This window comes from Jannaschia aquimarina (genome assembly GCF_000877395.1).
Taxonomy (GTDB): domain Bacteria; phylum Pseudomonadota; class Alphaproteobacteria; order Rhodobacterales; family Rhodobacteraceae; genus Jannaschia; species Jannaschia aquimarina.
On record NZ_JYFE01000022.1, the window covers coordinates 1 to 25,623 of the forward strand.

General features: G+C 69.0%; 30 protein-coding genes and 1 pseudogene. 19 read left to right on the top strand and 12 right to left on the bottom strand.

Translation table 11 applies throughout. The features are described 5' to 3' along the window. The 5 genes and pseudogenes from jaqu_RS20495 to jaqu_RS05565 all read left to right on the top strand — a co-directional run. Positions 1–523 (top strand): annotated as a pseudogene (locus jaqu_RS20495) (DNA polymerase III subunit gamma/tau); the annotation flags it as partial. A gap of 103 nt (positions 524–626) precedes the next feature. After that, on the top strand, positions 627–1,109 hold the full coding sequence (dps, locus tag jaqu_RS05550; RefSeq protein ID WP_043917964.1) for a DNA starvation/stationary phase protection protein Dps: 483 nt from the start codon (positions 627–629) through the stop codon (positions 1,107–1,109). 98 nt (positions 1,110–1,207) lie between these two features. Beyond that, complete coding sequence (locus jaqu_RS05555; protein WP_043917965.1) at positions 1,208–1,552, top strand: YbaB/EbfC family nucleoid-associated protein; 345 nt, start codon at positions 1,208–1,210, stop codon at positions 1,550–1,552. Positions 1,553–1,577: 25 nt separating this feature from the next. Further along, the gene (gene recR / locus jaqu_RS05560) at positions 1,578–2,174 is read left to right on the top strand and encodes a recombination mediator RecR (protein ID WP_043917966.1); all 597 of its coding nucleotides are present in this window, start codon (positions 1,578–1,580) and stop codon (positions 2,172–2,174) included. A gap of 87 nt (positions 2,175–2,261) precedes the next feature. After that, on the top strand, positions 2,262–3,584 hold the full coding sequence (locus jaqu_RS05565) for a bifunctional diguanylate cyclase/phosphodiesterase (RefSeq protein WP_043917967.1): 1,323 nt from the start codon (positions 2,262–2,264) through the stop codon (positions 3,582–3,584). Positions 3,585–3,639: 55 nt separating this feature from the next. On the opposite strand, the gene jaqu_RS05570 is transcribed toward jaqu_RS05565, so the two are convergent. Beyond that, positions 3,640–4,269 carry a ribonuclease T2 family protein gene (locus jaqu_RS05570; protein WP_043917968.1) on the bottom strand — a complete coding sequence of 210 codons (630 nt, stop codon included), beginning with the start codon at positions 4,267–4,269 and terminating at the stop codon, positions 3,640–3,642. A 128-nt stretch (positions 4,270–4,397) separates the two neighbouring features. Here jaqu_RS05570 and jaqu_RS05575 point away from each other — a divergent pair, with 128 nt between their 5' ends. Next, the gene (locus tag jaqu_RS05575) at positions 4,398–5,147 is read left to right on the top strand and encodes a DUF1013 domain-containing protein (RefSeq protein ID WP_043917969.1); all 750 of its coding nucleotides are present in this window, start codon (positions 4,398–4,400) and stop codon (positions 5,145–5,147) included. Positions 5,148–5,203: 56 nt separating this feature from the next. Here jaqu_RS05575 and jaqu_RS05580 read toward each other — a convergent pair whose 3' ends face one another. After that, a complete protein-coding gene (locus jaqu_RS05580) occupies positions 5,204–6,001 on the bottom strand; it encodes a protein-disulfide reductase DsbD domain-containing protein (RefSeq protein WP_052500790.1) in 798 nt (265 codons plus the stop codon). Positions 6,002–6,140: 139 nt separating this feature from the next. Here jaqu_RS05580 and jaqu_RS05585 point away from each other — a divergent pair, with 139 nt between their 5' ends. Beyond that, a complete protein-coding gene (locus jaqu_RS05585; RefSeq protein WP_043917970.1) occupies positions 6,141–6,686 on the top strand; it encodes a YqgE/AlgH family protein in 546 nt (181 codons plus the stop codon). Between the two features lie 16 nt (positions 6,687–6,702). Here jaqu_RS05585 and jaqu_RS05590 read toward each other — a convergent pair whose 3' ends face one another. Next, positions 6,703–7,656 carry an L-threonylcarbamoyladenylate synthase gene (locus tag jaqu_RS05590; RefSeq protein ID WP_043917971.1) on the bottom strand — a complete coding sequence of 318 codons (954 nt, stop codon included), beginning with the start codon at positions 7,654–7,656 and terminating at the stop codon, positions 6,703–6,705. A 71-nt stretch (positions 7,657–7,727) separates the two neighbouring features. Here jaqu_RS05590 and jaqu_RS05595 point away from each other — a divergent pair, with 71 nt between their 5' ends. The 6 genes from jaqu_RS05595 (at position 7,728) to jaqu_RS05615 (ending at position 13,446) form a co-directional block, all read left to right on the top strand. After that, positions 7,728–9,398 carry an acyl-CoA dehydrogenase gene (locus jaqu_RS05595; protein WP_043917972.1) on the top strand — a complete coding sequence of 557 codons (1,671 nt, stop codon included), beginning with the start codon at positions 7,728–7,730 and terminating at the stop codon, positions 9,396–9,398. Positions 9,399–9,471: 73 nt separating this feature from the next. Then, a complete protein-coding gene (locus jaqu_RS05600) occupies positions 9,472–10,524 on the top strand; it encodes an MBL fold metallo-hydrolase (RefSeq protein ID WP_043917973.1) in 1,053 nt (350 codons plus the stop codon). 189 nt (positions 10,525–10,713) lie between these two features. After that, positions 10,714–11,175 carry a DUF6173 family protein gene (locus tag jaqu_RS05605; RefSeq protein WP_043917974.1) on the top strand — a complete coding sequence of 154 codons (462 nt, stop codon included), beginning with the start codon at positions 10,714–10,716 and terminating at the stop codon, positions 11,173–11,175. Between the two features lie 54 nt (positions 11,176–11,229). Beyond that, positions 11,230–11,376, top strand: coding sequence for an aa3-type cytochrome c oxidase subunit IV (locus tag jaqu_RS20995; protein WP_084629439.1), 147 nt, complete (start codon positions 11,230–11,232; stop codon positions 11,374–11,376). Then, the gene (locus tag jaqu_RS05610) at positions 11,376–11,996 is read left to right on the top strand and encodes a hypothetical protein (RefSeq protein WP_043917975.1); all 621 of its coding nucleotides are present in this window, start codon (positions 11,376–11,378) and stop codon (positions 11,994–11,996) included. The genes jaqu_RS20995 and jaqu_RS05610 overlap by 1 nt, the downstream gene beginning before the upstream one ends. 37 nt (positions 11,997–12,033) lie before the next feature. After that, on the top strand, positions 12,034–13,446 hold the full coding sequence (locus jaqu_RS05615; RefSeq protein WP_043917976.1) for an MFS transporter: 1,413 nt from the start codon (positions 12,034–12,036) through the stop codon (positions 13,444–13,446). A 55-nt stretch (positions 13,447–13,501) separates the two neighbouring features. On the opposite strand, the gene rpsU is transcribed toward jaqu_RS05615, so the two are convergent. Continuing rightward, positions 13,502–13,708 carry a 30S ribosomal protein S21 gene (gene rpsU, locus jaqu_RS05620; protein WP_043917977.1) on the bottom strand — a complete coding sequence of 69 codons (207 nt, stop codon included), beginning with the start codon at positions 13,706–13,708 and terminating at the stop codon, positions 13,502–13,504. Between the two features lie 111 nt (positions 13,709–13,819). Between rpsU and jaqu_RS05625 the strand changes: the two genes are divergently transcribed. Then, positions 13,820–14,530 carry a COQ9 family protein gene (locus tag jaqu_RS05625; protein WP_043917978.1) on the top strand — a complete coding sequence of 237 codons (711 nt, stop codon included), beginning with the start codon at positions 13,820–13,822 and terminating at the stop codon, positions 14,528–14,530. On the opposite strand, the gene jaqu_RS05630 is transcribed toward jaqu_RS05625, so the two are convergent. After that, positions 14,505–14,846: a hypothetical protein gene (locus jaqu_RS05630; protein WP_201774352.1), complete on the bottom strand. Its 342-nt coding sequence runs from the start codon at positions 14,844–14,846 to the stop codon at positions 14,505–14,507. The two genes, jaqu_RS05625 and jaqu_RS05630, sit on opposite strands and share 26 nt — an antisense overlap. Before the next feature lie 64 nt (positions 14,847–14,910). Here jaqu_RS05630 and jaqu_RS05635 point away from each other — a divergent pair, with 64 nt between their 5' ends. Continuing rightward, positions 14,911–15,897: an NAD(P)H-quinone oxidoreductase gene (locus jaqu_RS05635; RefSeq protein WP_043917980.1), complete on the top strand. Its 987-nt coding sequence runs from the start codon at positions 14,911–14,913 to the stop codon at positions 15,895–15,897. Positions 15,898–15,905: 8 nt separating this feature from the next. Here jaqu_RS05635 and jaqu_RS05640 read toward each other — a convergent pair whose 3' ends face one another. The 3 genes from jaqu_RS05640 to ubiA are packed head-to-tail and all read right to left on the bottom strand — an operon-like array spanning position 15,906 to position 19,188. Beyond that, complete coding sequence (locus tag jaqu_RS05640) at positions 15,906–16,247, bottom strand: hypothetical protein (protein WP_043917981.1); 342 nt, start codon at positions 16,245–16,247, stop codon at positions 15,906–15,908. Beyond that, a complete protein-coding gene (locus jaqu_RS05645; protein WP_043917982.1) occupies positions 16,244–18,208 on the bottom strand; it encodes an OmpA family protein in 1,965 nt (654 codons plus the stop codon). Before jaqu_RS05645 ends, jaqu_RS05640 begins: the two co-directional genes overlap by 4 nt. Before the next feature lie 38 nt (positions 18,209–18,246). Then, a complete protein-coding gene (ubiA, locus tag jaqu_RS05650; protein WP_043917983.1) occupies positions 18,247–19,188 on the bottom strand; it encodes a 4-hydroxybenzoate octaprenyltransferase in 942 nt (313 codons plus the stop codon). Positions 19,189–19,197: 9 nt separating this feature from the next. On the opposite strand from ubiA, the gene jaqu_RS05655 reads away from it, so the two are divergent. The 4 genes from jaqu_RS05655 to jaqu_RS05670 are packed head-to-tail and all read left to right on the top strand — an operon-like array spanning position 19,198 to position 22,691. Then, entirely contained in the window at positions 19,198–19,929 is a 732-nt protein-coding gene (locus jaqu_RS05655) for a 16S rRNA (uracil(1498)-N(3))-methyltransferase (protein ID WP_043917984.1), read from the top strand. After that, entirely contained in the window at positions 19,926–20,753 is an 828-nt protein-coding gene (locus tag jaqu_RS05660) for a GNAT family N-acetyltransferase (RefSeq protein WP_043917985.1), read from the top strand. Before jaqu_RS05655 ends, jaqu_RS05660 begins: the two co-directional genes overlap by 4 nt. Continuing rightward, a complete protein-coding gene (locus tag jaqu_RS05665; protein ID WP_043917986.1) occupies positions 20,750–21,253 on the top strand; it encodes a hypothetical protein in 504 nt (167 codons plus the stop codon). The genes jaqu_RS05660 and jaqu_RS05665 overlap by 4 nt, the downstream gene beginning before the upstream one ends. Positions 21,254–21,302: 49 nt before the next feature. Next, on the top strand, positions 21,303–22,691 hold the full coding sequence (locus tag jaqu_RS05670) for a glutamate--cysteine ligase (protein WP_043917987.1): 1,389 nt from the start codon (positions 21,303–21,305) through the stop codon (positions 22,689–22,691). 84 nt (positions 22,692–22,775) lie between these two features. On the opposite strand, the gene jaqu_RS05675 is transcribed toward jaqu_RS05670, so the two are convergent. The 4 genes from jaqu_RS05675 to jaqu_RS05690 form a co-directional block, all read right to left on the bottom strand. Then, positions 22,776–23,009 (bottom strand): hypothetical protein, encoded by a 234-nt coding sequence (locus jaqu_RS05675; protein WP_084629442.1) that lies wholly within the window; start codon positions 23,007–23,009, stop codon positions 22,776–22,778. Between the two features lie 23 nt (positions 23,010–23,032). Beyond that, positions 23,033–23,635: a glycerol-3-phosphate 1-O-acyltransferase PlsY gene (plsY, locus tag jaqu_RS05680; RefSeq protein ID WP_043917988.1), complete on the bottom strand. Its 603-nt coding sequence runs from the start codon at positions 23,633–23,635 to the stop codon at positions 23,033–23,035. Between the two features lie 124 nt (positions 23,636–23,759). Further along, complete coding sequence (gene pyrC / locus jaqu_RS05685; RefSeq protein ID WP_043917989.1) at positions 23,760–25,013, bottom strand: dihydroorotase; 1,254 nt, start codon at positions 25,011–25,013, stop codon at positions 23,760–23,762. Positions 25,014–25,064: 51 nt separating this feature from the next. After that, the gene (locus tag jaqu_RS05690; RefSeq protein ID WP_043917990.1) at positions 25,065–25,598 is read right to left on the bottom strand and encodes a hypothetical protein; all 534 of its coding nucleotides are present in this window, start codon (positions 25,596–25,598) and stop codon (positions 25,065–25,067) included. Between the last annotated feature and the right edge of the window lie 25 nt (positions 25,599–25,623).

The following is a 25,623-nucleotide window of genomic DNA, read 5'->3' on the forward strand; positions in this document are numbered from 1 at the left end:
CGCCGGTGGTGGGGGCGGCGGGGTGACGACCGCGCGCGCCCGGACTGCCTTGGCCCCCGCCGCGCAGGAGGAGGCCGGTCAGGCGCTGGCCCGGTTCGGCACCTTCGCACAGGTGGTCGACCTGATCCGGGCGAACCGCGATCCCAAGCTGCTCTATGATGTCGAAACGGGTGTCCGGCTGGTCCATTACGCCCCCGGCCGCATCGAGTTCGAACCCCCGCCGGGCGCGCCTGCCGATCTGGCCGCGCGGCTGTCGGGTCGCTTGCAGGGATGGACCGGCGCGCGCTGGGGCGTTTCGGTCGTCGGCGAGGGCGGCGCGCCGTCCATCGCCGAGGTTCGCGACGCCGACCGGCTTGCGGCCGAGGCGGAGGCGCTGGCCCATCCTTCGGTCCAGGCCGCGATGCAGGCGTTTCCGGGGGCGAAGCTGGTCGAGATCCGCACCCGGGCCGACCTGGAAGCCGAGGCCGCCGCGGAGGCGCTGGAAGAGGTCGAGGACGAATGGGACCCCTTCGCCGACGAGTGACCCGACGATAGAAAAGTCTGTCGCAGGTGATCGACATCCTCGATTGAAACCGAATCCGTCCCCGCCGCGTTGCATGTCCCGCACCGCAATACGGAGAGAATATATGCCCGAGAGTTTCGTTTCCGGTCTGGACCAGCAGACCCAGTCCCAGATGATCGACCTTCTGAACGCCCGTCTGGCCGACAGCACGTCCCTGACGCTCGCCGTGAAGCAGGCCCACTGGAACCTGCGCGGCCGCGGGTACATCGGCGTCCACGAATTGCTGGACGAGGTGGCCGACCGTCTGCGTGAGCACTCGGACCTGATGGCCGAGCGGGTCGCGATCATGGGCGGCCATGCCAAGGGAACGGTCGAAGTCGCCGCCGGGGCCACGACGCTGGAAGCGTACCCGGTCGAGTTGACGGACCTTCAGAGCCACGTCCAGGAACTGGTGAAGCGCTTCAAGGATCACGGCGCGAAAGTGCGCGAGGGGATCGAGGCGGCCGACGAGGCCGGCGATCCGGATGTCGAGGATCTGCTGACCGAAGTCAGCCGCGAGGTGGACAAGGACGCCTGGTTCATCGGCGCCAATCTCGCGAACGATTGACGCGCGCGCATCCGCGCCTTGGGGGTCTCCATCGGAGGCCCCTTTTTTCTTGCCCTCCGGGCCGCTACCTGTCCTTCAACCTCACCGGGAGAAATGCGATGTTCAAGGGACTTGGCGGGCTGGGCGACATGGCCGGCATGATGAAGAAGGCGCAGGAGATGCAGACCCGCATGGCCGAGAAGCAGGAGCAGCTCGGCACGATCACGGTCCAGGGCGAGAGCGGGGCCGGGCTGGTCAAGGCGACGGCGACCGCAAAGGGCGAACTGACCGCGCTGTATATCGACCCGACGATCTTCCAGCCCGACGAAAAGGAAATGGTCGAGGACCTGATCCTGGCCGCGATCAAGGACGCACAGTCGAAGGCCTCCCAGCGCGCGCAGTCCGAGATGCAGCAGATGGCCGAAGAAATGGGCCTGCCCGCCGGCATGAAGCTGCCGTTCTGACGCCCCGGACGGCCCGTCCGCGACGATGGACACCCAGGAAGACATCGAGCGCCTGATCGAGGCGATGGCCCGGCTTCCGGGGCTCGGGCCGCGTTCGGCCCGCCGTGCGGTCCTGCATCTGCTCAAGCGGCGGGACGACCGGTTGCTGCCTCTGGCGCAACTCATGGACAAGGTCGGGCGCGAGGTGCGCGAGTGCCTCAATTGCGGCAACGTGGCCGCGGGCGACATCTGCGCGATCTGCGCCGCCGACAAGCGGGGCAACGGTCAGATCTGCGTCGTCGAGGATGTGGCCGACCTGTGGGCCATGGAGCGGGCGAACGTGTTCCAGGGCCGCTATCACGTGCTGGGCGGGACGCTTTCGCCCCTCGACGATGTCGGGCCCGAAGATCTGCGCATCCCTCGCCTGCGCGACCGCGTGGCGACGGAAGGCGTCGAGGAGATCATCCTCGCCCTCAACGCGACTGTCGACGGACAGACGACAGCCCATTACGTCGCCCGCGAATTGGAGCCGACGGGTGTGGCGATAACGGGGCTTGCCCAAGGGGTTCCGGTGGGCGGAGAGCTGGATTACATGGACGATGGGACGCTGCGTGCTGCATTGTCCTCACGCCGGAAATACTGAAGGTCGGCTCGTTAACCAATCCGGCACAATTTCGCCACGACTTCGCCCTATGTTTCGAAACCTGCTCTCGAACGGAGGGTCGCGGCCTTGCCCGACGCCCTGATTCTGGTTTTCGCGGTCGTCGTATCGGCGTCGCTCGGTTATCTGGTTGCCCGCCGACGGTCCCGGCGCCCCGACCCGGTCGCCGCGACCGACAGGCTTGTCTCCGTGCCCCTGCCGGGTCGCACGGCTTCACGGCCGGGATCGCTCATCCTGCTGGACGTCGATGCGATGGGCGCCCTGAACGAGGTCCACGGCTATGATGCGGGCGACCGCCTTCTGGAGCGGATCGCAGACGCGCTTCGCCGGGGCCTGCCGCCCGGTGCCGGGCAGGAACGCCTCGACGGCGGTCGCTTTCTCCTCTGGCTGCCGGAAGTCGACGCGGATCAGGCGCTCGACCTCTCGCGCCGATTGCGCGCGCATATCAGGGAGGTGACGATCGAGGTCGGTGACGTTCGTTTGGCGCGGACCATCTCGGCCGGGATCGTTCCGGTCTCGGGGGAGGAGGGCCGATCCCGTGCGATCCTCCATGCGGACGACGCCTTGCGCCGCGCCAAGGAGATCGGCGGCAACTCGGTCCAGCTGGGGGCCGTCAGGGGGGGGCCGCCCCGGATGCCGAGCGCCGAGGAGGTGACCACCGCGATCCGGGACGGACTTCTGTCCTATTACGTCCAGCCGATCTTCGACCTGAATACGGGCCAGCCGGCCGGCGTCGAAGCCCTGATCCGCTGGGTCGATGCCGAAGGACGCATCGTCCGGTCGCCGGACGACTTCCTGCCTCTGCTGGAACGTCTGCCGGAGGATGTGACGGATACGCTCGTCGGGATGGCGGAACGCGCGGCCCTGCCTTTCGTGACGGGGCCCCGCCCTCTCTACATCGCGTTCAATGCGACTGCCGGCGCGCTGGAGCGGCGGGACAGCCTCGCGCGGAAGTGGTTCCGCGAACTCCGAAAGCGGATCCCGGCCGACCGGATCGTGATCGAGCTGCTGGAAAGCGCCGTGCTCCTCGACCCCGAGAGCGCGGCACGGACGCTGCGAATTGCGCAGTCACTCGGGATCCGCATCGCGCTGGACGATTTCGGGACGGGGCTTTCGAACCTGGATCGGATCGTTCAGTTCCGGCCCGACCTCATCAAGCTGGACCGCGTCTTCATGAACGGTCTGGGCGAGGGCGGACCCGCGGATGCGGTGGTCTCGGCCACGGCCCGGCTTGCAAAGGACCTGAACATCTCGGTGGTCGCCGAAGGGATCGAGACGCCGGCGGATGCCGAGATCATGCGGCAGGCCGGCGTCACGCTGGGACAAGGCTACATGCTGGGCCGCCCAGCGCCTCCGGAGGACTGGGCGAAGAGGCTGAAGAATATCGGCTAGCGGCCGTCGGTCCGCCGCGCCTAGTCCCTCCCCATGACAATCGGTACCGACGCAGTTAGCGGACCGGCGCAAAACCCGCATCGGGCAGCGTGCAATCGCTACGCACGTCTGAGCCGCAGCGCCGAGGCTCCAGATCGCGGGTCAGGCAGATGCGCACCTCCTGAATGCGGTCGCCCCGGCAGGTGACCGTCAATCCATCGGCGCCGAGCGCGGGGTTCACCTCCAGGAAGGCGTCCTCGATGACCGAGGCGGGCAACGTCACCTCGCGGTCGAGTTGCCGCAGGATCTCCGGCCGCTCGATCCGCTCGTAAGCCAGCCGGGCAAGACGGTAATAATCGCCGGGAGCGAGCCCGGAGCAGGTCCCGTGCTTGCGCCATTGATGCCAGGCCAGCCCCGCGCTGCCGTAGATATCCGCCTCGGCCGCCGTCCGCTGACGCGACGGCGGGCGCGCCGACGTGCTGCAATCGGCTGGCCAGCCGCGCTCGTATTGCGGCCAGAGCCCGTGGAGCGTCCAGCCCAGACCTTGCCCGGCCCCGCACTGCTCGGCGCCGCGCGCGTCGCCTTCGGCCGCACACCAGTTCGGCGACCAGGACAGTGCGAGCACGTAGTAGTCGAACGTCCCGGCCTCGTCCGCGGCGGTCGGCCCCGCAAGGGCCGCCAGCACCGCCAATAGCATTGCCCGCATTGTCCCTTCCCTCTGCTTGGCACGCCGCCTATATAGCCCCGCAAGTTCCCCGAAAGCGAGAACCCGCGGGCCCCGCCCGCCGCCCGAGAGGGCGATCGGGAAAGCTATGCCCAAGGAGGCCGAGAGAGATGAACAAGCCGCTGCACGCCAAGGCCACCGCCGTCTGGCTGGTCGAGAACACCACGATGACCTTCAAGCAGATCGGAGATTTCTGCGACCTGCACGAGTTGGAGGTTCAGGGCATCGCCGATGGTGACGTTGCCGTGGGCGTGCGCGGCTTCGATCCCGTCGCCAACAATCAACTGACGCGTGAAGAGATCGAGAAGGGCGAGAAGGATCCGCTCCACAAGCTCAAGCTCAAGCACAACCCGGCGGCCGAAGGTGAGCAGAAGCGGCGCGGCCCCCGCTACACGCCTTTGTCCAAGCGGCAGGACCGGCCGGCCTCGATCCTCTGGCTGGTGAAGTTCCACCCCGAATTGGCGGACAGCCAGATCGCCAAGCTGATCGGCACGACCAAGCCGACGATCCAGTCCATCCGCGAGCGGACCCACTGGAACATCCAGAACCTTCAGCCCGTCGATCCGGTCGCGCTCGGCCTCTGCAAGCAGTCCGAACTGGACGCCGCCGTGCAGAAGGCCGCCGCGAAGAAGGCCAAGGAAGGCGAAGCGATGAGCGATGACGAGCGGCGCAAGCTCCTCTCGACCGAACAGTCGCTCGCCTCCGAGGATGACGAACCGCGCATTCCCTCGGCCATCTCGGGCCTGGAGACGTTCACCCTCACGGGGAACGACGAAGACGAGAAGGACGAGCCCGAAGTCGACGCGGACAGCCTGTTCAACCTGCCCGACAACACGGACGACGAAGACGAGAACCGCTGAGGCGGTGGCGCTCCGGGGCCGATATCAGAGGTCCCCGAGCGCGGCGCGCGGCAGGCCTAAGTCGTGCAGCCGGTGATCTCGATGGCGCGTCCGGGCCCGATGATCGTGATCCGGATCTCGCGGCGGTCCAGGACAAACGGACCGCGCCCCATGATCTTCGCCTGCGCTTTAAGGCGTTCGCCGTGCCGGGCGACCACGGCATCCGTCACCCACAGTGTCGGATCCGGAAGTTCGAAAACCACCGCTTCCTGCCGCCCGAGCGGCGGAAGCGATACCTCTCCGGTCAAGCGCATCCCCCCGTCCACCGGCTCGAACCGGCAGACGACGCCGATATTCCGTCGTACCGGCTGGTGATCGAGCGCGGCCTGGATCGACGGGTCCGGGGCGCCCCCGGCAGGCAGCGTCGCATCTACGTCGATGCGGGCCGGCACGCAGATGTCGGCGCAGACCCCCAACTCCATCCGGCCGCGGAGGCGGACCGGCGCGGCACGGTCCCGGGTCCGGATCACGAGCGGAAGCACGAAATCCGAATCGTAGCCCACGGCCTGCCCTCCTGACTGTTCGAAGACGCGGGGGCTGGGCCAGCGCGGGCTGACCGAGGCGGCATTCCGCGTCTTTCGCCAGTCGAAACTGGGAGAGATGCCGAGGCTGCCGGCACTTCGCCAGTACGTCTTCCACCCCGGCGCCAACGAGATGGCCAGACCCGCGACGTGCGCCCCATCGTCCCGGCGCCATCCCGGCCGGACGTCGATACGGATCACCTGAGACGTGTCGCTCGGCACCTGGGCGGACGCCGTGGACGGGCCATGCACGGCCGAGATTGCAACGAAGAGAGCGAAGAGCAGTCGGATCATTCCTCCCCTTACCCCATCGTGCGAGGGCAGGAAAATCACGAGCCCGGCACCGGCGCGAGAGGCGGCGCGGCAGGTTAAAGATTTGTTACATCAAGGGAATTCGATTGTATGTCAACTTGGGCTGACATACCTTGTCAACATGCGCGATCAGGTCGAAATACGGAATCTGACAGGCTGCCTCCTGGCGGCGACGCCAGCCGTCGATGACCCGACCTTCCGGCATGGCCTGGTCCTGCTTTGCGCCCATTCCAGCGAAGGTGCGATGGGTGTGTTGATCAATCGCCCCGCTCCTGCCCGCATCGGATCTTCGGCGCTCCGCCAGATCCCCGGCCTGCTGGTCGGTGGGCCGGCGCAGACCGATCGCTTGTTCGTGCTGCACTCTCCCGATTGGGAAGACGGCGACGGATCCCTGCGCGTCAACGATGCCCATCTGCTGACCGCGACAGATAGGGCGGTGGAAGCCGCCTCTGCCGAACGGGGGCCGCAGGACTGTCTGGTGATGCTGGGCTATTCCGGGTGGGGACCCGGCCAGCTCGAAGCGGAACTGATGCAGAACTCGTGGATGCCCGTACCGTCGGACCCGATGATTACGTTCGGGATGGATCCGTCGATGAAGTGGGGTGCTGCGATCGGTGCACTGGGCATCGACCCGATGGCCCTCTCGGGAACCGCTGGACACGCCTGACCCCTGCGAAATGACCTCATCCTCGAGGCGCCGCCGCCCGTTTTAGACGGTCGTTGATTGCCCACCCAAGGCCCATTTCCGGCACGGGCGCGACGTCGATGCGGGATTTACCTGACCGCCGGGCCAACGCATCCGCGCGATGCAGGTGATCGAATAGATTGGCCGCCGCCTCCCGCAAGTCTCCGCTGGCTGACAGGGTCAGGTCGCCGGATACGGGTCCGAATCCAAGCAGCACGGCATCTTCATCGGGCCCCGTGACATCCAGGCGCACAGGCACGACCGGCGCGTAATGCGACGTCATCTGGCCCGGCGCGCTGACCTTGCCGGGCGTCGTATCCCGGGCAAGCGGGCCGGTGATCTCCTCGATCTCCTCGACCGGAACACCGCCGGCGCGCAACAGGGTCGGTGGGTCGGTGCGCAGGATCGTCGATTCCAGCCCGACCGCGCACGCCCCCCCATCGAGCACCGCATCGACCCGGTCGCCCAACCCTTCCAGGACATGCTCTGCCCGCGTGGGCGAGATGCGCCCCGACGGATTGGCCGAGGGGGCCGCGATAGGTCGCCCCGCCGCCGCGAGGACGGCCTGCGCGAGGTCCAGTGCGGGCACGCGCAGGGCCACGGTCGGCAGACCCGCCGTGACCAGTCCCGACAGGCCATGACCTTCCCGCAAAGGCAGGACCAGCGTCAGCGGGCCGGGCCAGAACGCCTCGGCCAAGCGGTGGGCAAGCGGGTCGAAAACCGCGAGCGGCTCTGCGGCGGCAAGGTCGGGCACATGCACGATCAGGGGATTGAAGCTGGGGCGGCCCTTCGCCTCGTAGATGCGAGCGACGGCCTCGCCATTGGTCGCGTCGGCCCCGAGCCCGTAGACGGTCTCGGTCGGAAAGGCGACCAGCGCCCCCTCGGCCAGCAGGGCACCGGCGCGCCGGGGATGGGCGATGACGCCGTGACGTGGTGTCTTGCTTGATGCCATAGGCCCCCGCCCCTTACCTGTAGGTCAACCGATTACAGCCGTGCCCCCGGCCCCGCCAGAGGAGACGATCCATGCCCTATCGTGCCCCCGTCGACGAGATCCGCTTCGTCCTCGACAATGTCGTCGGCTTCGACCGCGTCGCGGCGACCGAGACCTTCACCGAAGCGACGGCGGAGACGGTCGATGCGATCCTGACCGAGGCCGGCAAGATGACGAACGAAGTGCTGGCGCCGCTCAACCGCCAGGGCGACCTGCATCCAGCGCGGCTGGAGAACGGGGTCGTGCGCACCTCGCCGGGTTTCAAGGAAGGCTTCGAGGCCATCGCGGAGGGCGGCTGGCTCGGCATGTCCGCCGATCCGGAGCATGGCGGGATGGGTCTGCCCATCACCCTGACCATGGCGGTTAACGAGATGATAGGCTCCGCCTGTCTCGCGATCCAGTTGAACCCGCTGATGACCCAGGGCCAGATCGAAGCGCTGGAGGCCCATGCCAGCGACGAGATCAGGGATCTGTACATTCCCAAGCTCATCTCCGGCGAATGGACCGGCACGATGAACCTGACGGAGCCGCAGGCAGGCTCGGATGTTGGCGCGCTCAGGACCAAGGCCGAGCCGAATGGCGACGGCACCTATGCGGTCACGGGCCAGAAGATCTACATCTCCTGGGGCGACCACGACATGGCCGAGAATATCTGCCACCTCGTGCTGGCGCGCCTGCCCGATGCCGGGCCGGGGACAAAGGGGATCAGCCTCTTCATGGTGCCGAAGAAGCTGCCGGACGAGAACGGGAATGCGGGCGTGGCGAACGATCTCAAGGTCGTCTCGCTGGAGCACAAGCTAGGCCTGCACGGCTCGCCGACGGCGGTCATGCAGTATGACGGTGCCAAGGGCTGGCTTGTGGGCGAGCCACATCGGGGCATGGCGGCCATGTTCACCATGATGAACAATGCCCGCCTCGGCGTCGGCGTGCAGGGCCTGTCCATCGCCGAGGCCGCGATGCAGCATGCCATCGGTTACGCGACGGATCGCCGCCAGGGCCGCACCGAAGCCGAGAACGGCTCGATCCTGGAACATGCCGATGTTCGGCGCATGGTCCTCGACATGAAGGCGCGGACCTTCGCGGTGCGCGCGCTCTGCCTCGATTGCGCGGTGGCACTCGACATGGCCAAGGCCACCGGAGACGCCTCTTGGGCCGCGCGCGGCGCCTTCCTGACCCCGATCGCCAAGGCCTTCGGCACGGATGTCGGCATCGCGGTGGCCTCCGAAGGCATTCAGGTCCATGGGGGCATGGGGTTCGTCGAAGAGACGGGAGCCGCCCAGTATCTCCGCGATGTCCGCGTCACGGCGATCTACGAAGGAACGAACGGCATCCAGGCGATGGATCTCGTGGGCCGCAAGCTGATGGATGGGGGCGCGGCCGCCTTCGCGATCCTCGACGAGGTGGATCAGGCCGATCACGAGGGGCTGCGCGCCGCCGGCGCGGAATTGCGCACGTTGACGGAATGGATGCTCGAACGCCCTATGCAGGACCGCTTTGCCGGATCCGTCGCCTATCTGGCGGCCTTCGCGCGGATTCTGGGCGCGCATTACCACCTGCGTGCCGCTGAGGCCGACGCCTCTCGCGCGCCGCTTGCGCGCTTCGCCGCCGGTCGCCTGCTGCCCGAGGCGCTGGCCGAGATGGCCAAGGCGCGGACCGGGGCGGACGAGCTCTATGCGCTCAGCTCCGAGGAGATCGCGGCTTGATCGCGCGCGGGCCGGGGGGCCAGCCGGCCTCCGGTCCGTCCATGGTGATCCGAGATCCCGCGCGGGGGCGTAGATGAACGCCCCCCTCGCCGACGGCTATGCCGGGCTGCGCTTTCCGTGGGAGGCGCCGCCCGCCGAGGGTGAAGCGATCGAAGTCGCCGACGGGGTGCTCTGGGCGCGGCTGCCGCTGCCGATGGCCCTGGACCACGTCAACGTCTACTTCCTGCGCGAGCCCGATGGCTGGACCATGGTCGATACCGGCTTCGACAGCCGCCGGACGCGCGCGATAATAGAAACGTTGCGGCAGGGCCCGTTGGGCGGAGGGCCGATTACCCGCCTGCTGGTCACGCATCATCACCCCGACCATGTGGGTCTCGCCGGATGGCTGCAATCTGAAGGCGCCGAACTGCTGATGACCCGCACGGCATGGCTGATGGCGCGCATGCTGACGCTGGACGAGCAGACCGTGCCCCCGCCCGAGACGCTGGACTTCTGCCGCCGCTACGGGATGGATCCGGAGGTGCTGGAAACCCGGTCGCGGGAACGGCCCTTCAACTTCGCCGACATCGTGGCGCGGCTGCCGCTGGGCTATACCCGGATCGCCCGGGGCGACCGTCTCAGCCTGGGCGGACGCGATTGGCTGGTCGAACAGGGCGACGGGCACGCGCCGGAACATGCCGTCCTGTTCGAGCAAGGGGGCGATGGTCTGGTGATCGGGGGCGATCAGCTTCTGCCCGGCATCTCTCCGAATCTCGGCCTCTATCCGACCGAGCCTGGGGGTGACCCGGTCGGCGCGTGGCTTCGGGCCTGCAGCGACCTCGTGCCCTGGGCCGACGACGATCAACTGGTCCTGCCCGGGCACAAGACGCCCTATCGCGGCCTGCCCACGCGCCTTCGCTCGCTCGAGGCGAACCATGTCGCGGCGCTGGACCGTCTGCATCGTCACCTGTCGGAGCCGCGCATAGGTGGCGAATGCTTCGCGCCGCTCTTCAAGCGGCCGGTCACGGGGGACACTTACGGCCTCGCCTTCTTCGAGACGGCCGCGCATCTGAACCACCTGTGGCTCACCGGGCGGGCAACGCGAGAAGAGCGGTCGGACGGCGTCTGGCTCTGGCGAGCGGCATAGACCGAAAAACAGGACGGGCCGGACTTACCCGACCCGCCTTACACTGAACAAGTGGCGACGTACCCCTGCCGCTCTACCGCTTACGTCAAGAACATAACGCGAAGGCGGCGTCAGGTGAACTTGGCGAAATGGTCAGGCAGGGGATGCGGCGCGGTGTGCAAATCGAGGCGCTCGGGCTAGATCGTGCGCATGACAGAACCGCTCACGACCGCCGAGGCGATGGAGGCCGCGGCCCTCAACCGCGAACCCCATACCGACGGCACCGATCACGCACCGGCCCCTCCGCACGGGCCCCGACCCCGGTCTCCGGCGGAATGGGCCTGCCGCCGAATTGTCCTGTATCTCAAGGCGTTCGAGGAAAATCTCGACGAAGAGCACGAGGCGGCGATGGGCTTCGCTTCGGGGCCGGGGGACGGGGTGATGCGGATCCAGGGGATCGGCTTCTCGGCCCCCGACCTCGTGACATTCGCGGGGGTCGATGCCCGTGGCGAGAGGATGCAGCTCGTTCAGCATCTCAGCCAGCTCAGCGTCGCGTTCCGGGCCGTCCGGAAAGCGCCCGACCGTCCGGCCCAGCGAATCGGCTTCAAGTTGAGCCGCGCTTTGGAAGACGACCCCGCAACAGGGGCGAAACGCCACGCCGACACGACGTGACAGGCTGGCACCGGCACGCTATGGGGCGTGCCGAGACGACCAACGGAGAGAGACATGGCCGACCCCGAGCCCAAGCACGAACACGGGCGGATGGACATCACCGAGCATGAGAAGACCTTCGCGGGCTTCGTGACCTTCACAAAGTGGACGGTGATCGTCATCATCGCGGTCCTCGTCTTCCTGGCCCTCTTCCGCACCTGATGCGCGCTCTGATCGTGGTGGCGGCGCTGGCCCTCGCGGGGTGCGGCGCGGACAACATCTACGCGCCGCTCGAAGAAGTGCAGAGCCGCGCCTGGAGCGAACCGGGCCCGACCAAGCTCACGCTGATCACCGCGATCAACAATCGCTCGGGATCGGGCGGGCACTCGGCGCTGATGATATCCGGATCCCAGCGCGTGATCTACGATCCGGCGGGGACATGGTGGCATCCGGTCGCGCCCGAACGTGGGGACGTGAAATACGGAATCACACCACAACTTCTGGATTTCTACGTCGATTACCACGCCCGCCCCACCTACCACGTCGTCATGCAGGAGATCACGGTGTCGCCGGAGATTGCCGAGCGGGCCCTGCGTCTGGTGCAGGAACGCGGACCTGCCAGCAAGGCGACCTGTGGGCAGGTCGTGTCCGGCGTGCTGCGCGATCTGGGATTCACCCAGGTGCGGCAAGGATGGTTCCCGGACCGGATCATGCGGGACTTCGCCAATGTGCCGGGCGTGAACGAGAGCAAGGTCTTCGACGATACCGTCGATCCATGGTCCCCCGAACGGCCCGGCGTGGCCCGAATCGAAGACGACGGCATCGTCCTCGAAGACAGCTGACGTTACACGCGGGTCCCGCCCGTGCTAGGGCGGGGCGATGTCCAACGCGCTGCCCCTCCCGTGCCAGCCAGCCGATCCCGGCCATGCCGACTGCCCCGATACGCGCGGCACCCTGATCGCCACGGTGATCGGCTCCAGCCTCGTCTTCGTCCTCGGCTCGATCGTGAACGTGGCCTTGCCGCAGATGCAGGACGGCTTCGGCACGGGACCTGCCGGTGCCCAGTGGATCGTGAATTCCTACCTGCTGCCTCTGTCGGCGCTTGTCCTCCTGGGAGGCGCGCTGGGGGACCATTACGGACGCAAGGCGGTCTTTCTCGCGGGCCTTGCGGTCTTTGCGGCATCCTGCATCCTTTGCGCGATCGCGTGGTCCTTCCCGGTCTTTCTGATCGGGCGCGTGCTGGAAGGCGTGGGCGCGGCGATGATCGCGCCGACATCGCTCTCGATCCTGTCCGGTGCCTTCACCGGCAAGGCCCGCGGTGCCGCCATCGGGACCTGGGCCGGCGCGGGGGCGGCTGCGGGCGCGCTGGCGCCGGTCGCGGGCGGCTGGATCGTCGATGCAGCCGGGTGGCGCTGGGCCTTCGTGGCTGTTCTGCCCTTCGTGGCGGCGGCAATGGTGATCGGCGCCCGCTCGGTCAAGGAAAGCCGGGCCGAACGCGGCGAACGCGCGCCGCTCGACTGGACGGGGGCGGTGCTGGCAGCGCTGGGCCTGCTGGCGGCGACCTGGAGCCTGACCTCGCTGCCGGCGCAAGGCGCGACACCGGCGACGCTGGGAGGACTTGCCGGGGGCCTCGTCCTGCTGGGCGCATTCCTATGGGTCGAGCATCGCAAGGGAGAGCGGGCGATGACCCCGCTCGCGCTCTTCGACGACAAGGCGTTTTCGGGCCTCTCGGTCTTCACGTTCCTGCTCTACGCGGCGCTGGGCGGGCTGATGTTCCTGCTGCCCTACGTCCTGATCCGGGGGGCGGGCTACTCCTCGACGGCGGCAGGCGCCGCCATCCTGCCCTTTCCGCTGATCCTCGGCCTGCTCAGCCGTGCCGTCGGGGGGTTGCTGACGGAAAAGTTGGGCACGCGCCTGCTGCTGACGGCGGGGGCGGGGCTGGTGGCGGCAGGCTTCGCGCTGTTCGGCCGCGTCCCGTCCGAGGGGCTGTCCTATGCGGTCCATATCCTGCCGCCCCTTCTGCTGCTGGCAGTGGGCATGGCCTTCGCGGTCGCACCCCTGACGGCGGCGGTGCTGGACGCCGCCGGGGAGGAACGGTCCGGCGTCGCCTCGGGCGTCAACAACGCGATCAGCCGGGTGGGCGGCCTGGTGGCGACCGCACTCCTGGGCCTGGTCCTGGGGGGCGAGGCGCTGCTGTCGGGCTTCGCGACGGCGGCTTGGGCGGGCGCGGTTCTCGCGGCGGCGGCGGGCGTCGTGGCCTTCGCATCCCTGCGACCGGCCCCGCCCCCCTGAAAAGGCAAAGCCCCCGCAGGGACGGGGGCTTTCCAGTTCGCGAAGCGGCGTGATCTTACATCATGCCTTCGCGCTGGGCCTTCTTCCGTGCGAGCTTGCGGGCGCGGCGGATGGCCTCGGCCTTTTGGCGGGCTTTCTTCTCCGAGGGCTTCTCGAAGTGCTGCCGCAGCTTCATCTCGCGGAAGACTCCTTCGCGCTGAAGTTTCTTCTTCAGAGCGCGAAGCGCCTGATCGACGTTGTTGTCGCGGACGCTGACCTGCATGTGGTTGTCACCACCTTTCCGAGTTAGAGTTGCACAATAGATGCAGGAGGCGCCCCAATAGCGAGGCGCGTCCGCCTTGTCCACCCGCCCGTCACCCGACAGGAGTCTCCGATGCGCAACGATCTGAAGGACCGCCTGCTGGATGCGATCCTGCCCCATGTTCCCTTCGACGGCTGGTCCGAATCCGCGTTCCGCCGCGCGGTCGAGGATGCGGGCGTCACCCCCGCCGAGGCGCGCGGGGCGTTTCCCCGCGGCGCGCTGGACGCGGCCTTGCATTTCCACGCGCGTGGCGACGAACGGATGGCCGAACGGCTCCGCTCCGAAGATCTGAGCGAAATGCGATACCGTGACAAGGTCGCCTACGGCGTCCGCGTCAGGATCGAAATCGCGGGCGAGCATCGTGAGGCCGTCCGCCGGGGCATGACGCTATTTGCCTTGCCGATGCACGCGGCCGATGGCCTCAAGGCGATGTGGGGGACGGCGGATGCGATCTGGGACGCGCTCGGCGACACATCCGACGACGTGAACTGGTACACCAAGCGGGCGACGCTCTCGGGTGTCTACGGGTCGGTCGTGCTCTACTGGCTTGGGGATCAGTCCGAAGGCCACCGGGAAACGTGGGAGTTCCTCGACCGCCGGATCGAGGATGTGATGCGGATCGAGAAGGTGAAAGGCCGGGCGCGCCAATCGCGCCTCTTCCAACGTCTCGGCTCCATGGCCGACCCACTCCTGTCGCGGATTCGCGCGCCCGTGCGGATGCCGCGCGGCGACCTGCCGGGCTACTGGGCCACGCCGCCTAGCGGAGCACGACCGCCAGAGTGACCGCATGCAGCGCGGCGATGCCCAGATTGGCCATCGCGACCGGATGCCCGACGCCGAGCAGCGGCGCGGTCAGCAGCTTGTAGACCACCTGCACCGCCAACAGCCCCGGCCCCAGCGCGGACCGCGCCGCGGGCCAGGCCAACAGCAGCGCCGAGAGGATCAGGATCGCCGCATAGACCGCCACCAGGATGCGGCGGGCCGGCGTGTCCACCCCGAAGGCCACGTCCTGCGCGCCGGTCGACAGGCCCCAGATCACCGGGACCAGCACCACGACGTTCACGATCAGCGAGACGAACATCATGGGGGGCATACGCACGGGCGCTCCGGCTGGATGGGCCCCGCCCCACCTGCTACCCCCGGACAGGATAGGAGGACCACCGATGCCCATCCCTGACACCATGCGCTGCGTCGAGATCTCGGCGCCCGGCGGACCCGACGTCCTGCGCCTGACCGAGCGTCCGGTGCCGATGCCGAGCGCCGGCGAGATCCTGATCGCAATCGCTCATGCGGGGGTGAACCGGCCCGACTGCCTGCAACGCGCGGGCGCCTACGATCCGCCGCCCGGCGCCTCGGACCTGCCGGGTCTCGAAGCGGCCGGGACCGTCGCAGCCGTCGGCGAAGGCGTCGGCCGCTGGAAGGTCGGCGACGAGGTTTGCGCCCTGCTGCCGGGCGGCGGCTATGCGGATTACGCCGTCACCCCGGCCGAGCACGCCCTGCCGATCCCTGCGGGCCTGACCCTCGCTCAGGCGGCGGCGCTGCCCGAGACCTGCTTCACCGTCTGGTCGAACGTCTTCGACCGGGGCGGCCTGCGGGCCGGGGAGCGGATGCTGGTCCATGGCGGCGCCTCTGGCATCGGGACGACAGCGATCCAGCTGGCCGTTGCACGGGGCGCCCGCGTCTGGGCCACCGCCGGGGGCCCCGAGCGGGCGGCGCGCTGCACCGATCTGGGCGCCACGGGCATCGACTACCGGTCCGAGGACTTCGTCCAGATCCTGCGCGACGCAGGCGGCGCGGATGTGATCCTCGACATGGTCGGTGGCGACTACATCGTCCGCAATCTGAAGGCTCTGGCCGAGGACGGGCGGCTGGTGCAGATCGCGTTCCTGAACGGCCCGAAGGCCGAAGTGAACTTCGCGCCGCTCATGACGCGGCGCCTGACGATCACCGGCTCGACCCTGCGGCCCCGTTCCGATGCCGAAAAGGCGCGGCTGGCAGAGGCTCTTCGCACGGAAGTCTGGCCGTTGATCGAGGCGGGCCGGATGGGTCCGATCATGGACCGGGCCTTTCCGCTGAAAGAGGCCGCCGCCGCCCACGCCCATATGGAGAATGGCGGCCCGGTCGGAAAGATCGTGCTGAACGTCGCCTGACGGCGCGGTCAGGAAGCGGCCTGGCTGCCTGAATTGACACTTTCGATGTAGCGCCGCAGCTCTTCGGCCTCGTGGCGCGCCTCGCGCAGGCCTTCCATCGCGGCGCGCGCCTCGGCCTGCGCTTCTTGTAGCTGCTGGCCCAGCTCCCCCTCGCGGTGGTGGATCCAGGCGATCGCCTGATCGCGCTGCTCCTCGGCCTCGTGCAGGGCCTGCGCCATGCCGTCGAGCTCGGTCATGTCGTTCTGTGTCACCCGACCGAACCGTCCGACCAGCCACGAGGCGACCCAGCCCAGCACGAAAGCAAGGAACAGGATCACCGCGATGGCGATGACGAATTCGGTGCGGTTCATTGGCCTTCCTCTGCCGGGGCCTCTGCCCCCTCTTCGGATGGGGCGTCGCCCTCCGTCTCCCCCGCGCCATCTTCGCCCAGCTCGGCCGCGTCCGCAACGGCCGCTTCCTGCTGCGCCTCGATCAATTCCGCATCCGCGTCGATCTCGCTCCGCGAGCGGCGTCCGAGCAGCGTGAAGGCGATCCGGCGGTTCGCCTCACGCCCCTCTTCGGTATCGTTGTCGGCGATGGGTTGCGTCTCGCCATAGCCGACGGCGACCAGTTGGCCCGGCGCGACGCCCCGTTCGATCAAGGCCAGCCGGACCGCATCCGCCCGTGCCTGGCTCAGCTCCTGGTTCATGACCTCACGGCCCTGGCTGTCCGTGTGGCCCGCGACTTCGACGGCGACGCGCTCACACTCCCGCAGGATGGCGACCAGATCGCCCAGCAGGCCCGCGCTCGTCTCCTCGATCACCGCCTCGCCGGGCGCGAAGCTCAGCTTGCCACCGTCCTGCGCGGCGTTGAGCCGGGCCAGGCACTCCTCGGGTGTCGGGATCGAGAGCAGCGGATCCAGCTCTTCCATGTATTCGACGTCGATGCGGTAATTCGCCCCCTCGCCCAGCTTCTCTGACAGGAGACGGCTCAGATCGGCTTCGGCGTTGCGGTTGCCGGTCCGTCCGCGTAGGTCGACGACATCGGGCTGCACGACCACCGCGCCTGCCTCCAGCCGGGACAAGGCGTCCAGCCCCGCAAGCACGCGCGTCGGCCACCCCTGTGGCAAGTCCGGATCGGTGCGCGTGGCGACATAGGTGTCGCCGCTTCCGAACAGCGCGCGCCCGTAGGAGCCGACGGCCGCCACCTGCATCTCGTCCCGCAGGCGCCCACGCAGCTGCACCTGCCCTTCGGGCGAGCGGGTTGCCACGAATTCGGGCGTGTTCCCCCCGTCGCCGGTCCCGTCGATCACGACGGGGTCGGGATTGATCGCCGTCAGCGAGAAGATGTCGGGCAGATCCGATTCCAGTTCGGCCGCCCGCCGCTCGAACAACAGCGGATCGGCGCCCTCGGCGGCAACGAAGGTCACATCGGCGTCCGAAAGCGTGACGCTGCCCCCACCCAGATCGGCGACCGCGCCGATGGCCAAAGCTGCGGCCTGCCCCCAGCTTGCCGACGGCACGCCCAGCGCGATGGTGCAATCGGCCTTGCCTTCGAACCCCGCCGCCGTTGCCGCCGCCAGGACCCGCCCCTTGGCCTCTGCTGAGTCGACGGCACAGGCGTCGAAGCGCCCGGTCTGCCCGTCATGGACGAACCGCAGGGTGAAGGGCGTGATGACCGGGCGCGGCGCGGCGATATCCAGCTTTAGGCTGACCTCGTCGGGCGCCGCGCGCGAGAGCTGCGTCTCCAGCCGTCGCCGTTCGGCGTCGCTGTCGGCGATCGCCGTGATGCGGACCTCCCCGGCGACGACGCTGATTTTCGCTTGGGGCAGATCCTCAAGCGCCTCCATCGCGAAGGCGACGGCGGGGTCCCAATCGGCGGGCACGGCGCGGTCGGCTGTATCGACCATGTCGGTCACTTCGTCGAAGCGCCGCAGCCCCCGCTCCAGCGCCTCGCGCCCGCCCTCGGTCGGGACGAGCCCGATCAGAGAGATCCCACCTTCGTTGCGCAAGATCTCCAGGCTGTAGCGCGGGGGGCCCAGCGGGGCGCGTGCGGCCACTTCCATCGCATCGATGACGCGCGCCGGGTCGACCACGCGCCCGGCGCGGGCCACGGCCCGCAGGCGCGCCGCCTCGCTGGGCGCGGTGCCGGTCAGGATCAGTTGCAGGCCGTCCGCCTGCACCTTCGCCCAATGCGCCCCCTCGGTGGCAAGCACCCGGCCCACATCCCGGATCGAGGTCCGTTCGATATAGCCGGCGGCGGACCAAGCCGTCCCCGTTGCAAGGGCGGCGGCGAGCGCGAAGCTCAGAAGCGTGGCACTATAGGATTTCATCGCCCGGCTTCGTTAGCCGCTTGCCCGGGGCCACGCAATCAGACGAAGGCGGCGGCGGCGAAAAACGGCAGGGGGATCAGCCCGGCATCGCGGTTCGACCGAAAGAGCTCGAGGCAGGTGGCGGGATCGCGGTGATCCAGCCGCCGGAACTGCCAGGCCAGATGCGCCACGAACCCTGCGACGCCCACCAGTGCGACCCAGCGCCCGGCCCCCCCCGTGGCCAGCCCGACCGACAGCGCCATCAGGCAGGCGGCCCCCGCCGCGAACCCCGCAAGCCAGGGCCCGGGCCTGTCCCCGAACCGTCGCGCCGTCGACCGCACGCCGATCAGCGCGTCGTCCTCGATATCCTGATAGGCGTAGATCGTATCGTAGAAGAGCGTCCAGGCGATCCCTCCGGCATAGAGCGGCAGCGCCGCCATCGGCAGGTTCCCCGCATGGGCCGCCCAGGCCAGCAGCGCGCCCCAGTTGAAGGCCACGCCCAGAAACACCTGCGGCCACCACGTGAACCGTTTCGCAAAGGGATAGACCGCCACCGGCAGCAGCGACAGCACCCCGAGCCAGATCGCCGCCGCCGGAAAGGTCAGCAGGATCCCGAAGGCCACCAGCGCCTGCGCCACCAGCCAGACCAGCGCTCCGCGCACCGTCACCTGCCCCGACGGGATCGGGCGGGAGCGGGTCCGCGCCACCGCACCATCGAAGTCGCGGTCGGTGATATCGTTCCAGGTACAGCCCGCGCCGCGCATCAGAAAGGCGCCGATCCCGCAGCCCGCGATCAGCCATAGATCGAAGGGGCGCCACCCGCTCTGCGCCGCCGCCAGCGTGACGGCCCAGAGACAGGGGATCAGCAGCAGCCAGGTCCCGGCAGGACGGTCTGCGCGCGACAGGCGCAGCCATGGCCGCATCGCGGGCGGGGCCAACCGGTCGACCCAGTTGCCCGCAACGGCATCTGCCACCTCGCCAGTCTCGCGCAGGTCTGTCATCAGGTCCCCATGGTGGTTCGGCTTTTCGTTAATCCCCCGCTTCACGAGGGGCAATCGGTCGCTCTGACGCGGGAGCAGGCACATTACCTCGGCAACGTCATGCGGATGAGCCCGGGCGAGAAGCTCGAGATCTTCGACGGCCAGTCCGGCGGATGGACGGCGCGGATCGACGAATTGGGAAAGCGCGGCGGTACCTTGCACACCTATGCGCTCGCCCGGCCCCAGCGCGATCCGCCGGATCTTTGGCTGGTTTTCGCGCCGATCAAGAAGGCCAGGACGGACTTCATCGTCGAGAAGGCGACCGAGCTGGGCGCCGCTCGTATCCTGCCGGTCGCCACGCGCTTCACCAATTCCGACCGGATCCGGCAGGACCGCCTTCAGGCCCATGCGGTCGAGGCGGCGGAGCAATGCGGCGGCACGTTCGTCCCCTCGGTCGAAGCGTTGCAGCCGCTTGATCGCTTGCTGTCGAGTTGGCCGCAGGACCGCGCCCTGATCTTCGCCGACGAAGGGCTGTCCGGCGATCCGGACTGGGCCGCCGACGGAACCGCCTCGACCTTGCCCCCTGCCCCCGCCGCGATCCTGATTGGACCGGAGGGAGGCTTCTCCGACGACGAACGCGCGCGGATCCGCACCCTGCCTCAGGCCGCTCCGATCGCCCTCGGGCCCCGTATCCTGCGGGCCGACACGGCGGCGGTGGCGGCCCTGACGCTTTGGCAGGCGAAACGGGGGGATTGGACGTGATCCAGCTCGAACCCCGGCACCGCGATGAGATAGAGACGTTCCTGCGTGGCCGGATCACAGAGGCGATGTTCCCGCTCGCAAACCTCTCGCGCTACGGCATGGAGGGCGGGCATCCGCGCGCGATGACATTTTGGGCTGGCGATCCAGCCGCTCCCGATGCGCTCCTCGGTCTGAGCGACGAGTGCATGGCGATGCCCGTCTGGCCGGACGGCACAGATCCTCGCCCCTTCGCGCAACACCTGACGGGCCGCGATCTGATGGGCGCGACAGGCGCGACGCACGCGGTGCGCCCGGTGATCGAGGCCTGCGGCCTGATCGGCGCCCCCGCCCATCTCGATGCGGACGAGCCGCAATTCCTGCTGTCGCTGGATCGCCTCGACGTCCCCGACGGGCCCGGCCGTCTCGTCCCGCTCGATGCCGACCGGCAGGCCGCCGAACGCTGGCGCCTCGCCTATCTCAGAGAGCTTCACCTCGGCGAAGGCACCCCCGAAGACGCAGCCAAGGATATCGACCGTTGGATCGAGGCCGACAGCCACCGCCTGCTGATCGACGATGGTCGCCCCCTTGCGCTTACCGGCTTCAACGCAGCCTTGCCCGATATCGTGCAGGTCGGCGGCGTCTATGTCCCGTCAGAGATGCGCGGGCGTCGCCTGGGCGGTCGCGCCGTCGCGCTTCATCTGGCGGAGGCGCGAGAGCAGGGCGTGCGTCAGGCCACCCTGTTCGCCGCGTCGGAGACGGCCGTCCGCTGCTACGCCCGTCTGGGCTTCGAGCGGATCGGCACGTACACCCTGCTCCTCTTCGACGGAAAGCAGGTGGCGCGATGATCCGCCCCGAACTCCAGGCCCTGTTCTGGCGCTGGCGCGAGGTGATCGGCGGCGCGGGGCTGGTGGTACTCGGCTTGGCGCTATGGGTCGGCTCCGCCGGGCTGCCGGCGCTCTTCGGCCTCGCCGCACTGGCGGTCGGTGTCGTCCTTCTGATCCCCGGCCTTCGCCGCGCGCGATTCCGGGGCACGGCCGACGGCCCCGGAGTCGTCGACGTGACCGAGGGACACATCTCCTATTTCGGCCCCACGAACGGGGGCGCCGTTGCGCTGGACCTGCTGGAGGAAGTGTCCTTCGACGGCGCGGCCCGCGCCTGGAGGCTCGAAGACAGCCGAGGGGAGGTCCTCGTGATCCCCGAAGGCGCCAGCGGCTCGGAGGCATTGCTGGAAGCGCTGGCCCCCCTGCCCGGCTTCGATGCCGGTCACATGGTTCGTGCTGTGCGTGAACGCGCACCGACCTCGCGCGTGGTCTGGACCCGCCGGGCCCGCCCGGCCTTGACCTGACCGCGCAAGGGCGCCAACCGTCCGGGACGAAAACGAGGAGCCCTCGCCCATGTCCATCCCTCAATCCGGCGGCGGGCCGATCGAACATCCCTCCCAGTTGGCAGGCTACATGGAGGCGGGCTGCAAGCCCCGCGACCAATGGCGCATCGGCACCGAACACGAGAAGTTCGGCTTCTGCGAAGACACGTTGCGCCCCCTCCCCTATGACGGCCCGCGCTCGATCCGTGCGGTGCTCGAAGGGCTGCGCGACCGCTTCGGCTGGGCTCCGGTCGAGGAGGACGGCCGCATCATCGGGCTGGAGAAGGACGGCGCCAACGTCTCATTGGAACCCGGCGGCGCGCTGGAGCTTTCGGGCGCCACGGTCGAGACCATCCACCAGACCTGCGACGAGGTGAACGAGCATCTGCGCGAGGTCCGCAGCGTCGCCGACGAGATCGGCGCCCGCTTCATCGGCCTGGGCGCCGCGCCGATCTGGACGCACGACGAAATGCCCCTGATGCCCAAGGGCCGCTACAAGCTGATGGACGCCTATATGGGCAAGGTCGGCACGATGGGCCGCGACATGATGCGCCGCACCTGCACCGTTCAGGTGAATCTCGATTTCGGCTCCGAGGCGGACATGGTCAAGAAGCTGCGCGTGGCGCTGGCGTTGCAGCCCGTCGCCGCCGCACTGTTTGCGAATTCTCCGTTCTGGGAAGGTCGGCCCAACGGCCATGTCTCCTGGCGGTCCCGCATCTGGCGCGACCTCGATGCGGACCGGACGGGCATCCCCCGCTTCGTCTTCGAGGACGGCATGGGGTTCGAGCGTTGGGCCGACTACGCGCTCGATACGCCGATGTACTTCGTCTATCGCGACGGAGAGTATGTCGACGCCCTGGGGCAGTCGTTCCGGGACTTCATGCGCGGAGAGCTGCCCGCCCTGCCCGGAGAGAAGCCACAGCTCAGCGACTGGGCCGACCACCTGACGACGCTCTTTCCCGAGGCGCGGATCAAGAAGTTCATGGAGATGCGCGGCGCCGATGGCGGCCCGTGGCGCCGCCTCTGCGCACTGCCCGCGCTCTGGGTCGGGCTGCTCTACGACGATGCCACGCTGGAAGCCGCCTGGCGGCTGGCGCAGGACTGGCGCCTCACCGCCCCCGACGATCAGGAGCGCCGCGACGCCTGGCGCGTCGCCGCCAGCGAGTCCGGCCTGCGCGCCGAGGTCGAGGGACGCGTCATGCACGACCTCGCCCGCGACGTCGTCGCCATCGCCAGGGACGGGCTTCGCGCGCGCGGCAAGGCGGGGGCTGGCGGCTTGGTGCCCGACGAGACCCACTTCCTCAACGCCCTGCACGAGACCATCGAAAGCGGCCTGACCCCCGCCGACGAGCTGCTGGCGCTCTATGAAGGCGAGTGGGCGGGCGACCTGACGCGTATCTATGCCGAACGGGCGTATTGAAAGGCCCACAGGACAGAGCGAAGAGGAGCCCACCGGCGGGCCGGGATGCGGCCGTTCCGCACGGGACAGCTTCGGTGGTGCGTGTCACTCCACCGCCAGATCCATCACGAAGGCCGTCACCTTCGCCGCCGGCATCTCGCAGGGGCGCAGGCGGGGGCCGCCGTCCAGTCGGTAGAGATTGAGGCTGATGTAATCGCCCCCGTCCAGGCGCCGGGCGACCAGCTTTTCGGAGGCGCCTCCGACGAACAGGCTGCGCGTCGCGATCCAGTCGTGACCCAGCGCGCGGGCGCGGAAGGTGCCCAGAGGCAACGCATCCAACCGGTCCGCGACGTCCTGCGCGCTCAGCTTCCGATCCTCGGCTCCTGCCCCTTGAGAAGCCGGGCGATGTTCTCCCGGTGGCGCCACAGGACGATGGCCGCCAGCACCGCCGAAAGGACCACTGCGTCGGGCCGCAACCAGAATGCCGCCAGCGGTGTGGCCACCGCCGCCACCAGCGCCGACAGCGAAGAGATCCGCATGACCGCCGCCGTTGCCAGCCAGATCAGGCAGGCCAGCGCGCCCAGCGGCAGCGACACCGCCAGCAGCACGCCCAGGAACGTCGCCACCCCCTTGCCGCCCTTCACCCGGCCCAGCCAGGGGTAGCAATGGCCGATGAAGGCGAAGAGGCCCGCAAGCTGCGCCGCGTCCTCTCCGATCAGAGCGCGCGCCGCCAGCACGGCCACGGCGCCCTTGCCCGCGTCGCCCAGCAGGGTCACCAGAGCCGCTGCCTTGCTGCCGGTCCGCAGGACGTTGGTGGCCCCCGTATTGCCGGAACCGACCTCGCGCAGGTTGCCCAGCCCGAAGAGCCTGGCCGAGATCAGGCCGAAGCTGATCGAGCCCAGCAGATAGGCGATCAGCGCGGTCAGGATCAGCGGCGTGATCGGCCAAGAGACGAGTTCGGGCATGGCGCACTCCTGCGGCGGTTCCCCGGTTCCTGTCCGGCGCGGCTTGCGCGATCAAGTCTTCCCGGCGGCCGTCCCGCACACGCGCCGCGAACCGTTGCAGCCGGAAGACGCCGCAGCGTGCCGATCATTCGCCGAAGACGCGCCGCCCGCCGACCCAAGTGCCAAGCACCCGCCCCTCCATCCGCGCGCCGTCGAAGGGAGTATTCTTGGCCTTCGAGGCCAGCGTCCAGCGGTCCAGCACGAACGGCGCGTCGGGATCGAACAGCACGAGGTCCGCGGGCGCGCCCTCCTCCAGCGTGCCGCCCTCCAAACCCAGCCGCTGCGCCGGGTTCGTCGACATCGCCCGCCAGATCTGCGGCAGGCTCAGATGGCCGCCGTGATAGAGCCGCATCGCCGCGGGCAGCAGCGTCTCCAACCCCACGGCGCCTGGCGCGGCGGCCTCGAAGGGCAGGCGCTTCGACTCCTCGTCCTGCGGCGTGTGGAAACTGGCGATGACGTCGATCGTCCCGTCCGCCACCGCCTCGATGGCGGCCAGCCGGTCGTCCTCGTCCCGCAGCGGCGGCGTCAGCTTGAAGAAGGTCCGGTAATCGGCCACGTCCAGCGCGTTCAGCGTCAGATGGTGGATCGACGTGCCCGCCGTGACGTCCAGCCCCGCCGCCTTGGCCGCGCGCAGCGCGGGCAGCCCCGCGGCGCAGGTGATCTGGTCGGCATGGTATCGCACGCCCGTCATCTCGACGAGGGCGAGGTCACGCTCCAGCCCCATGCGCTCTGCCATCGGAGAGACGCCGGACAACCCGCGCAGCGTCGCGAACTTGCCCGAGGTCACGCAGGTCCCGGCCGTCAGGCTCGGTTCCTGCGGATGGGCCACGACGAGCGCGCCCAGCGACCGGGCATAGGTCAGGCAACGCGACAGGATCCGCGCGTCGCGCACCACGCGCACCCCGTCGGTGAAGGCCAAGGCGCCCGCATCCAGCAGGAACCCGATCTCGGTCATCTCGCCGCCGGATCGCGCCTTGGTCAGCGCCGCCATGTGATGCACCCGGACGGGCGCCTCTTCGGCATGGGATCGGGCCTGCGCCAGGATCTCGGGGCTGTCGATGGGCGGCTGCGTGTCGGGGCGGCAGACCATCGTCGTCACCCCGCCCCGCGCCGCCGCCTGCCCGGCGCTGCGAAAGCTCTCCTTGTGGCGCTCGCCCGGCTCGCCGACCTTGACGCCCCAGTCTACCAGACCGGGCGCAAGGCACTTGCCGCCGCATTCCACCACCTGCGCCGCCGGGCCCGGCGCGGTTATGCGCCCGTCCTCGATGCGCAGGTCGCCGCGCCGCTCCTCGCCTGAGACGGGGTCGATCAGGCGGGCATCGGTAAAGAGCGTGGACATGGGGCGCGGATTATCCCGCCGGACCGACGGGCGCAATCGCGCCCCCGCGCGTCAGAGCAACACGAACACGATCACCGCCACGACCAAGGCGGCCGCCACGATGGCGGCGATGGTCGGGCGGCCCAGCGCGCCGCCGCCCTTCGTCGTGTCGGGCGCAGCGGTCTCGGGCTCCTTCACGGCGCGCGGCAGGGGGCGCGGAGTGTCGTCAGCCTCGACCGGGTCGTAGGCGCCCATATGGGTCAGATGCGCCGCCGGTTGCAGCACCGACACCCCCTCCAGCGCGGCGGGCGCCAGAACCACGACGTCCCCGGACAACGCGTCCAGCTTGGCGGCGTCCGCGACGAGGTTGGCGGGAGGTATGTCATGGGCCTGCGACAGGTAATCCCGCAGCGTCATCGGCAGGATGTCCGAGATCGCGAACACCTCCGCATGGGTCGGGTCGATCTGCGCCCCCAGCGCCGCCCGCAACGCCGCCCCGTCGCTGGCCGTGCCGCCCAGATATGTCTGGTGCGGGATCGCCTCGCCCCCGTCGGAGACGGCGAAGACATGGATGCGGCGGTCGCGGGGGGGCAGGTCGATGGTCATGGGGTCCTCGGTGGGTGCGGTTCGT

Coding starts and splice junctions, on each gene's coding strand:
- jaqu_RS05625 (WP_043917978.1), top strand. CDS start 13,820: ATGCGCAACGATCTGAAGGACCGCCTGCTGGATGCGATCCTGCCCCAT.
- jaqu_RS05585 (WP_043917970.1), top strand. CDS start 6,141: ATGCGCGATCAGGTCGAAATACGGAATCTGACAGGCTGCCTCCTGGCG.
- dps (WP_043917964.1), top strand. CDS start 627: ATGCCCGAGAGTTTCGTTTCCGGTCTGGACCAGCAGACCCAGTCCCAG.
- jaqu_RS05690 (WP_043917990.1), bottom strand. CDS start 25,598: ATGACCATCGACCTGCCCCCCCGCGACCGCCGCATCCATGTCTTCGCC.
- jaqu_RS05665 (WP_043917986.1), top strand. CDS start 20,750: ATGATCCGCCCCGAACTCCAGGCCCTGTTCTGGCGCTGGCGCGAGGTG.
- jaqu_RS05600 (WP_043917973.1), top strand. CDS start 9,472: ATGAACGCCCCCCTCGCCGACGGCTATGCCGGGCTGCGCTTTCCGTGG.
- jaqu_RS05580 (WP_052500790.1), bottom strand. CDS start 6,001: ATGATCCGACTGCTCTTCGCTCTCTTCGTTGCAATCTCGGCCGTGCAT.
- pyrC (WP_043917989.1), bottom strand. CDS start 25,013: ATGTCCACGCTCTTTACCGATGCCCGCCTGATCGACCCCGTCTCAGGC.
- jaqu_RS05555 (WP_043917965.1), top strand. CDS start 1,208: ATGTTCAAGGGACTTGGCGGGCTGGGCGACATGGCCGGCATGATGAAG.
- jaqu_RS20995 (WP_084629439.1), top strand. CDS start 11,230: ATGGCCGACCCCGAGCCCAAGCACGAACACGGGCGGATGGACATCACC.
- jaqu_RS05610 (WP_043917975.1), top strand. CDS start 11,376: ATGCGCGCTCTGATCGTGGTGGCGGCGCTGGCCCTCGCGGGGTGCGGC.
- recR (WP_043917966.1), top strand. CDS start 1,578: ATGGACACCCAGGAAGACATCGAGCGCCTGATCGAGGCGATGGCCCGG.
- plsY (WP_043917988.1), bottom strand. CDS start 23,635: ATGCCCGAACTCGTCTCTTGGCCGATCACGCCGCTGATCCTGACCGCG.
- jaqu_RS05640 (WP_043917981.1), bottom strand. CDS start 16,247: ATGAACCGCACCGAATTCGTCATCGCCATCGCGGTGATCCTGTTCCTT.
- jaqu_RS05605 (WP_043917974.1), top strand. CDS start 10,714: ATGACAGAACCGCTCACGACCGCCGAGGCGATGGAGGCCGCGGCCCTC.
- jaqu_RS05645 (WP_043917982.1), bottom strand. CDS start 18,208: ATGAAATCCTATAGTGCCACGCTTCTGAGCTTCGCGCTCGCCGCCGCC.
- jaqu_RS05635 (WP_043917980.1), top strand. CDS start 14,911: ATGCCCATCCCTGACACCATGCGCTGCGTCGAGATCTCGGCGCCCGGC.
- jaqu_RS05590 (WP_043917971.1), bottom strand. CDS start 7,656: ATGGCATCAAGCAAGACACCACGTCACGGCGTCATCGCCCATCCCCGG.
- ubiA (WP_043917983.1), bottom strand. CDS start 19,188: ATGACAGACCTGCGCGAGACTGGCGAGGTGGCAGATGCCGTTGCGGGC.
- jaqu_RS05670 (WP_043917987.1), top strand. CDS start 21,303: ATGTCCATCCCTCAATCCGGCGGCGGGCCGATCGAACATCCCTCCCAG.
- jaqu_RS05575 (WP_043917969.1), top strand. CDS start 4,398: ATGAACAAGCCGCTGCACGCCAAGGCCACCGCCGTCTGGCTGGTCGAG.
- jaqu_RS05615 (WP_043917976.1), top strand. CDS start 12,034: ATGTCCAACGCGCTGCCCCTCCCGTGCCAGCCAGCCGATCCCGGCCAT.
- jaqu_RS05655 (WP_043917984.1), top strand. CDS start 19,198: ATGGTGGTTCGGCTTTTCGTTAATCCCCCGCTTCACGAGGGGCAATCG.
- jaqu_RS05570 (WP_043917968.1), bottom strand. CDS start 4,269: ATGCGGGCAATGCTATTGGCGGTGCTGGCGGCCCTTGCGGGGCCGACC.
- jaqu_RS05595 (WP_043917972.1), top strand. CDS start 7,728: ATGCCCTATCGTGCCCCCGTCGACGAGATCCGCTTCGTCCTCGACAAT.
- rpsU (WP_043917977.1), bottom strand. CDS start 13,708: ATGCAGGTCAGCGTCCGCGACAACAACGTCGATCAGGCGCTTCGCGCT.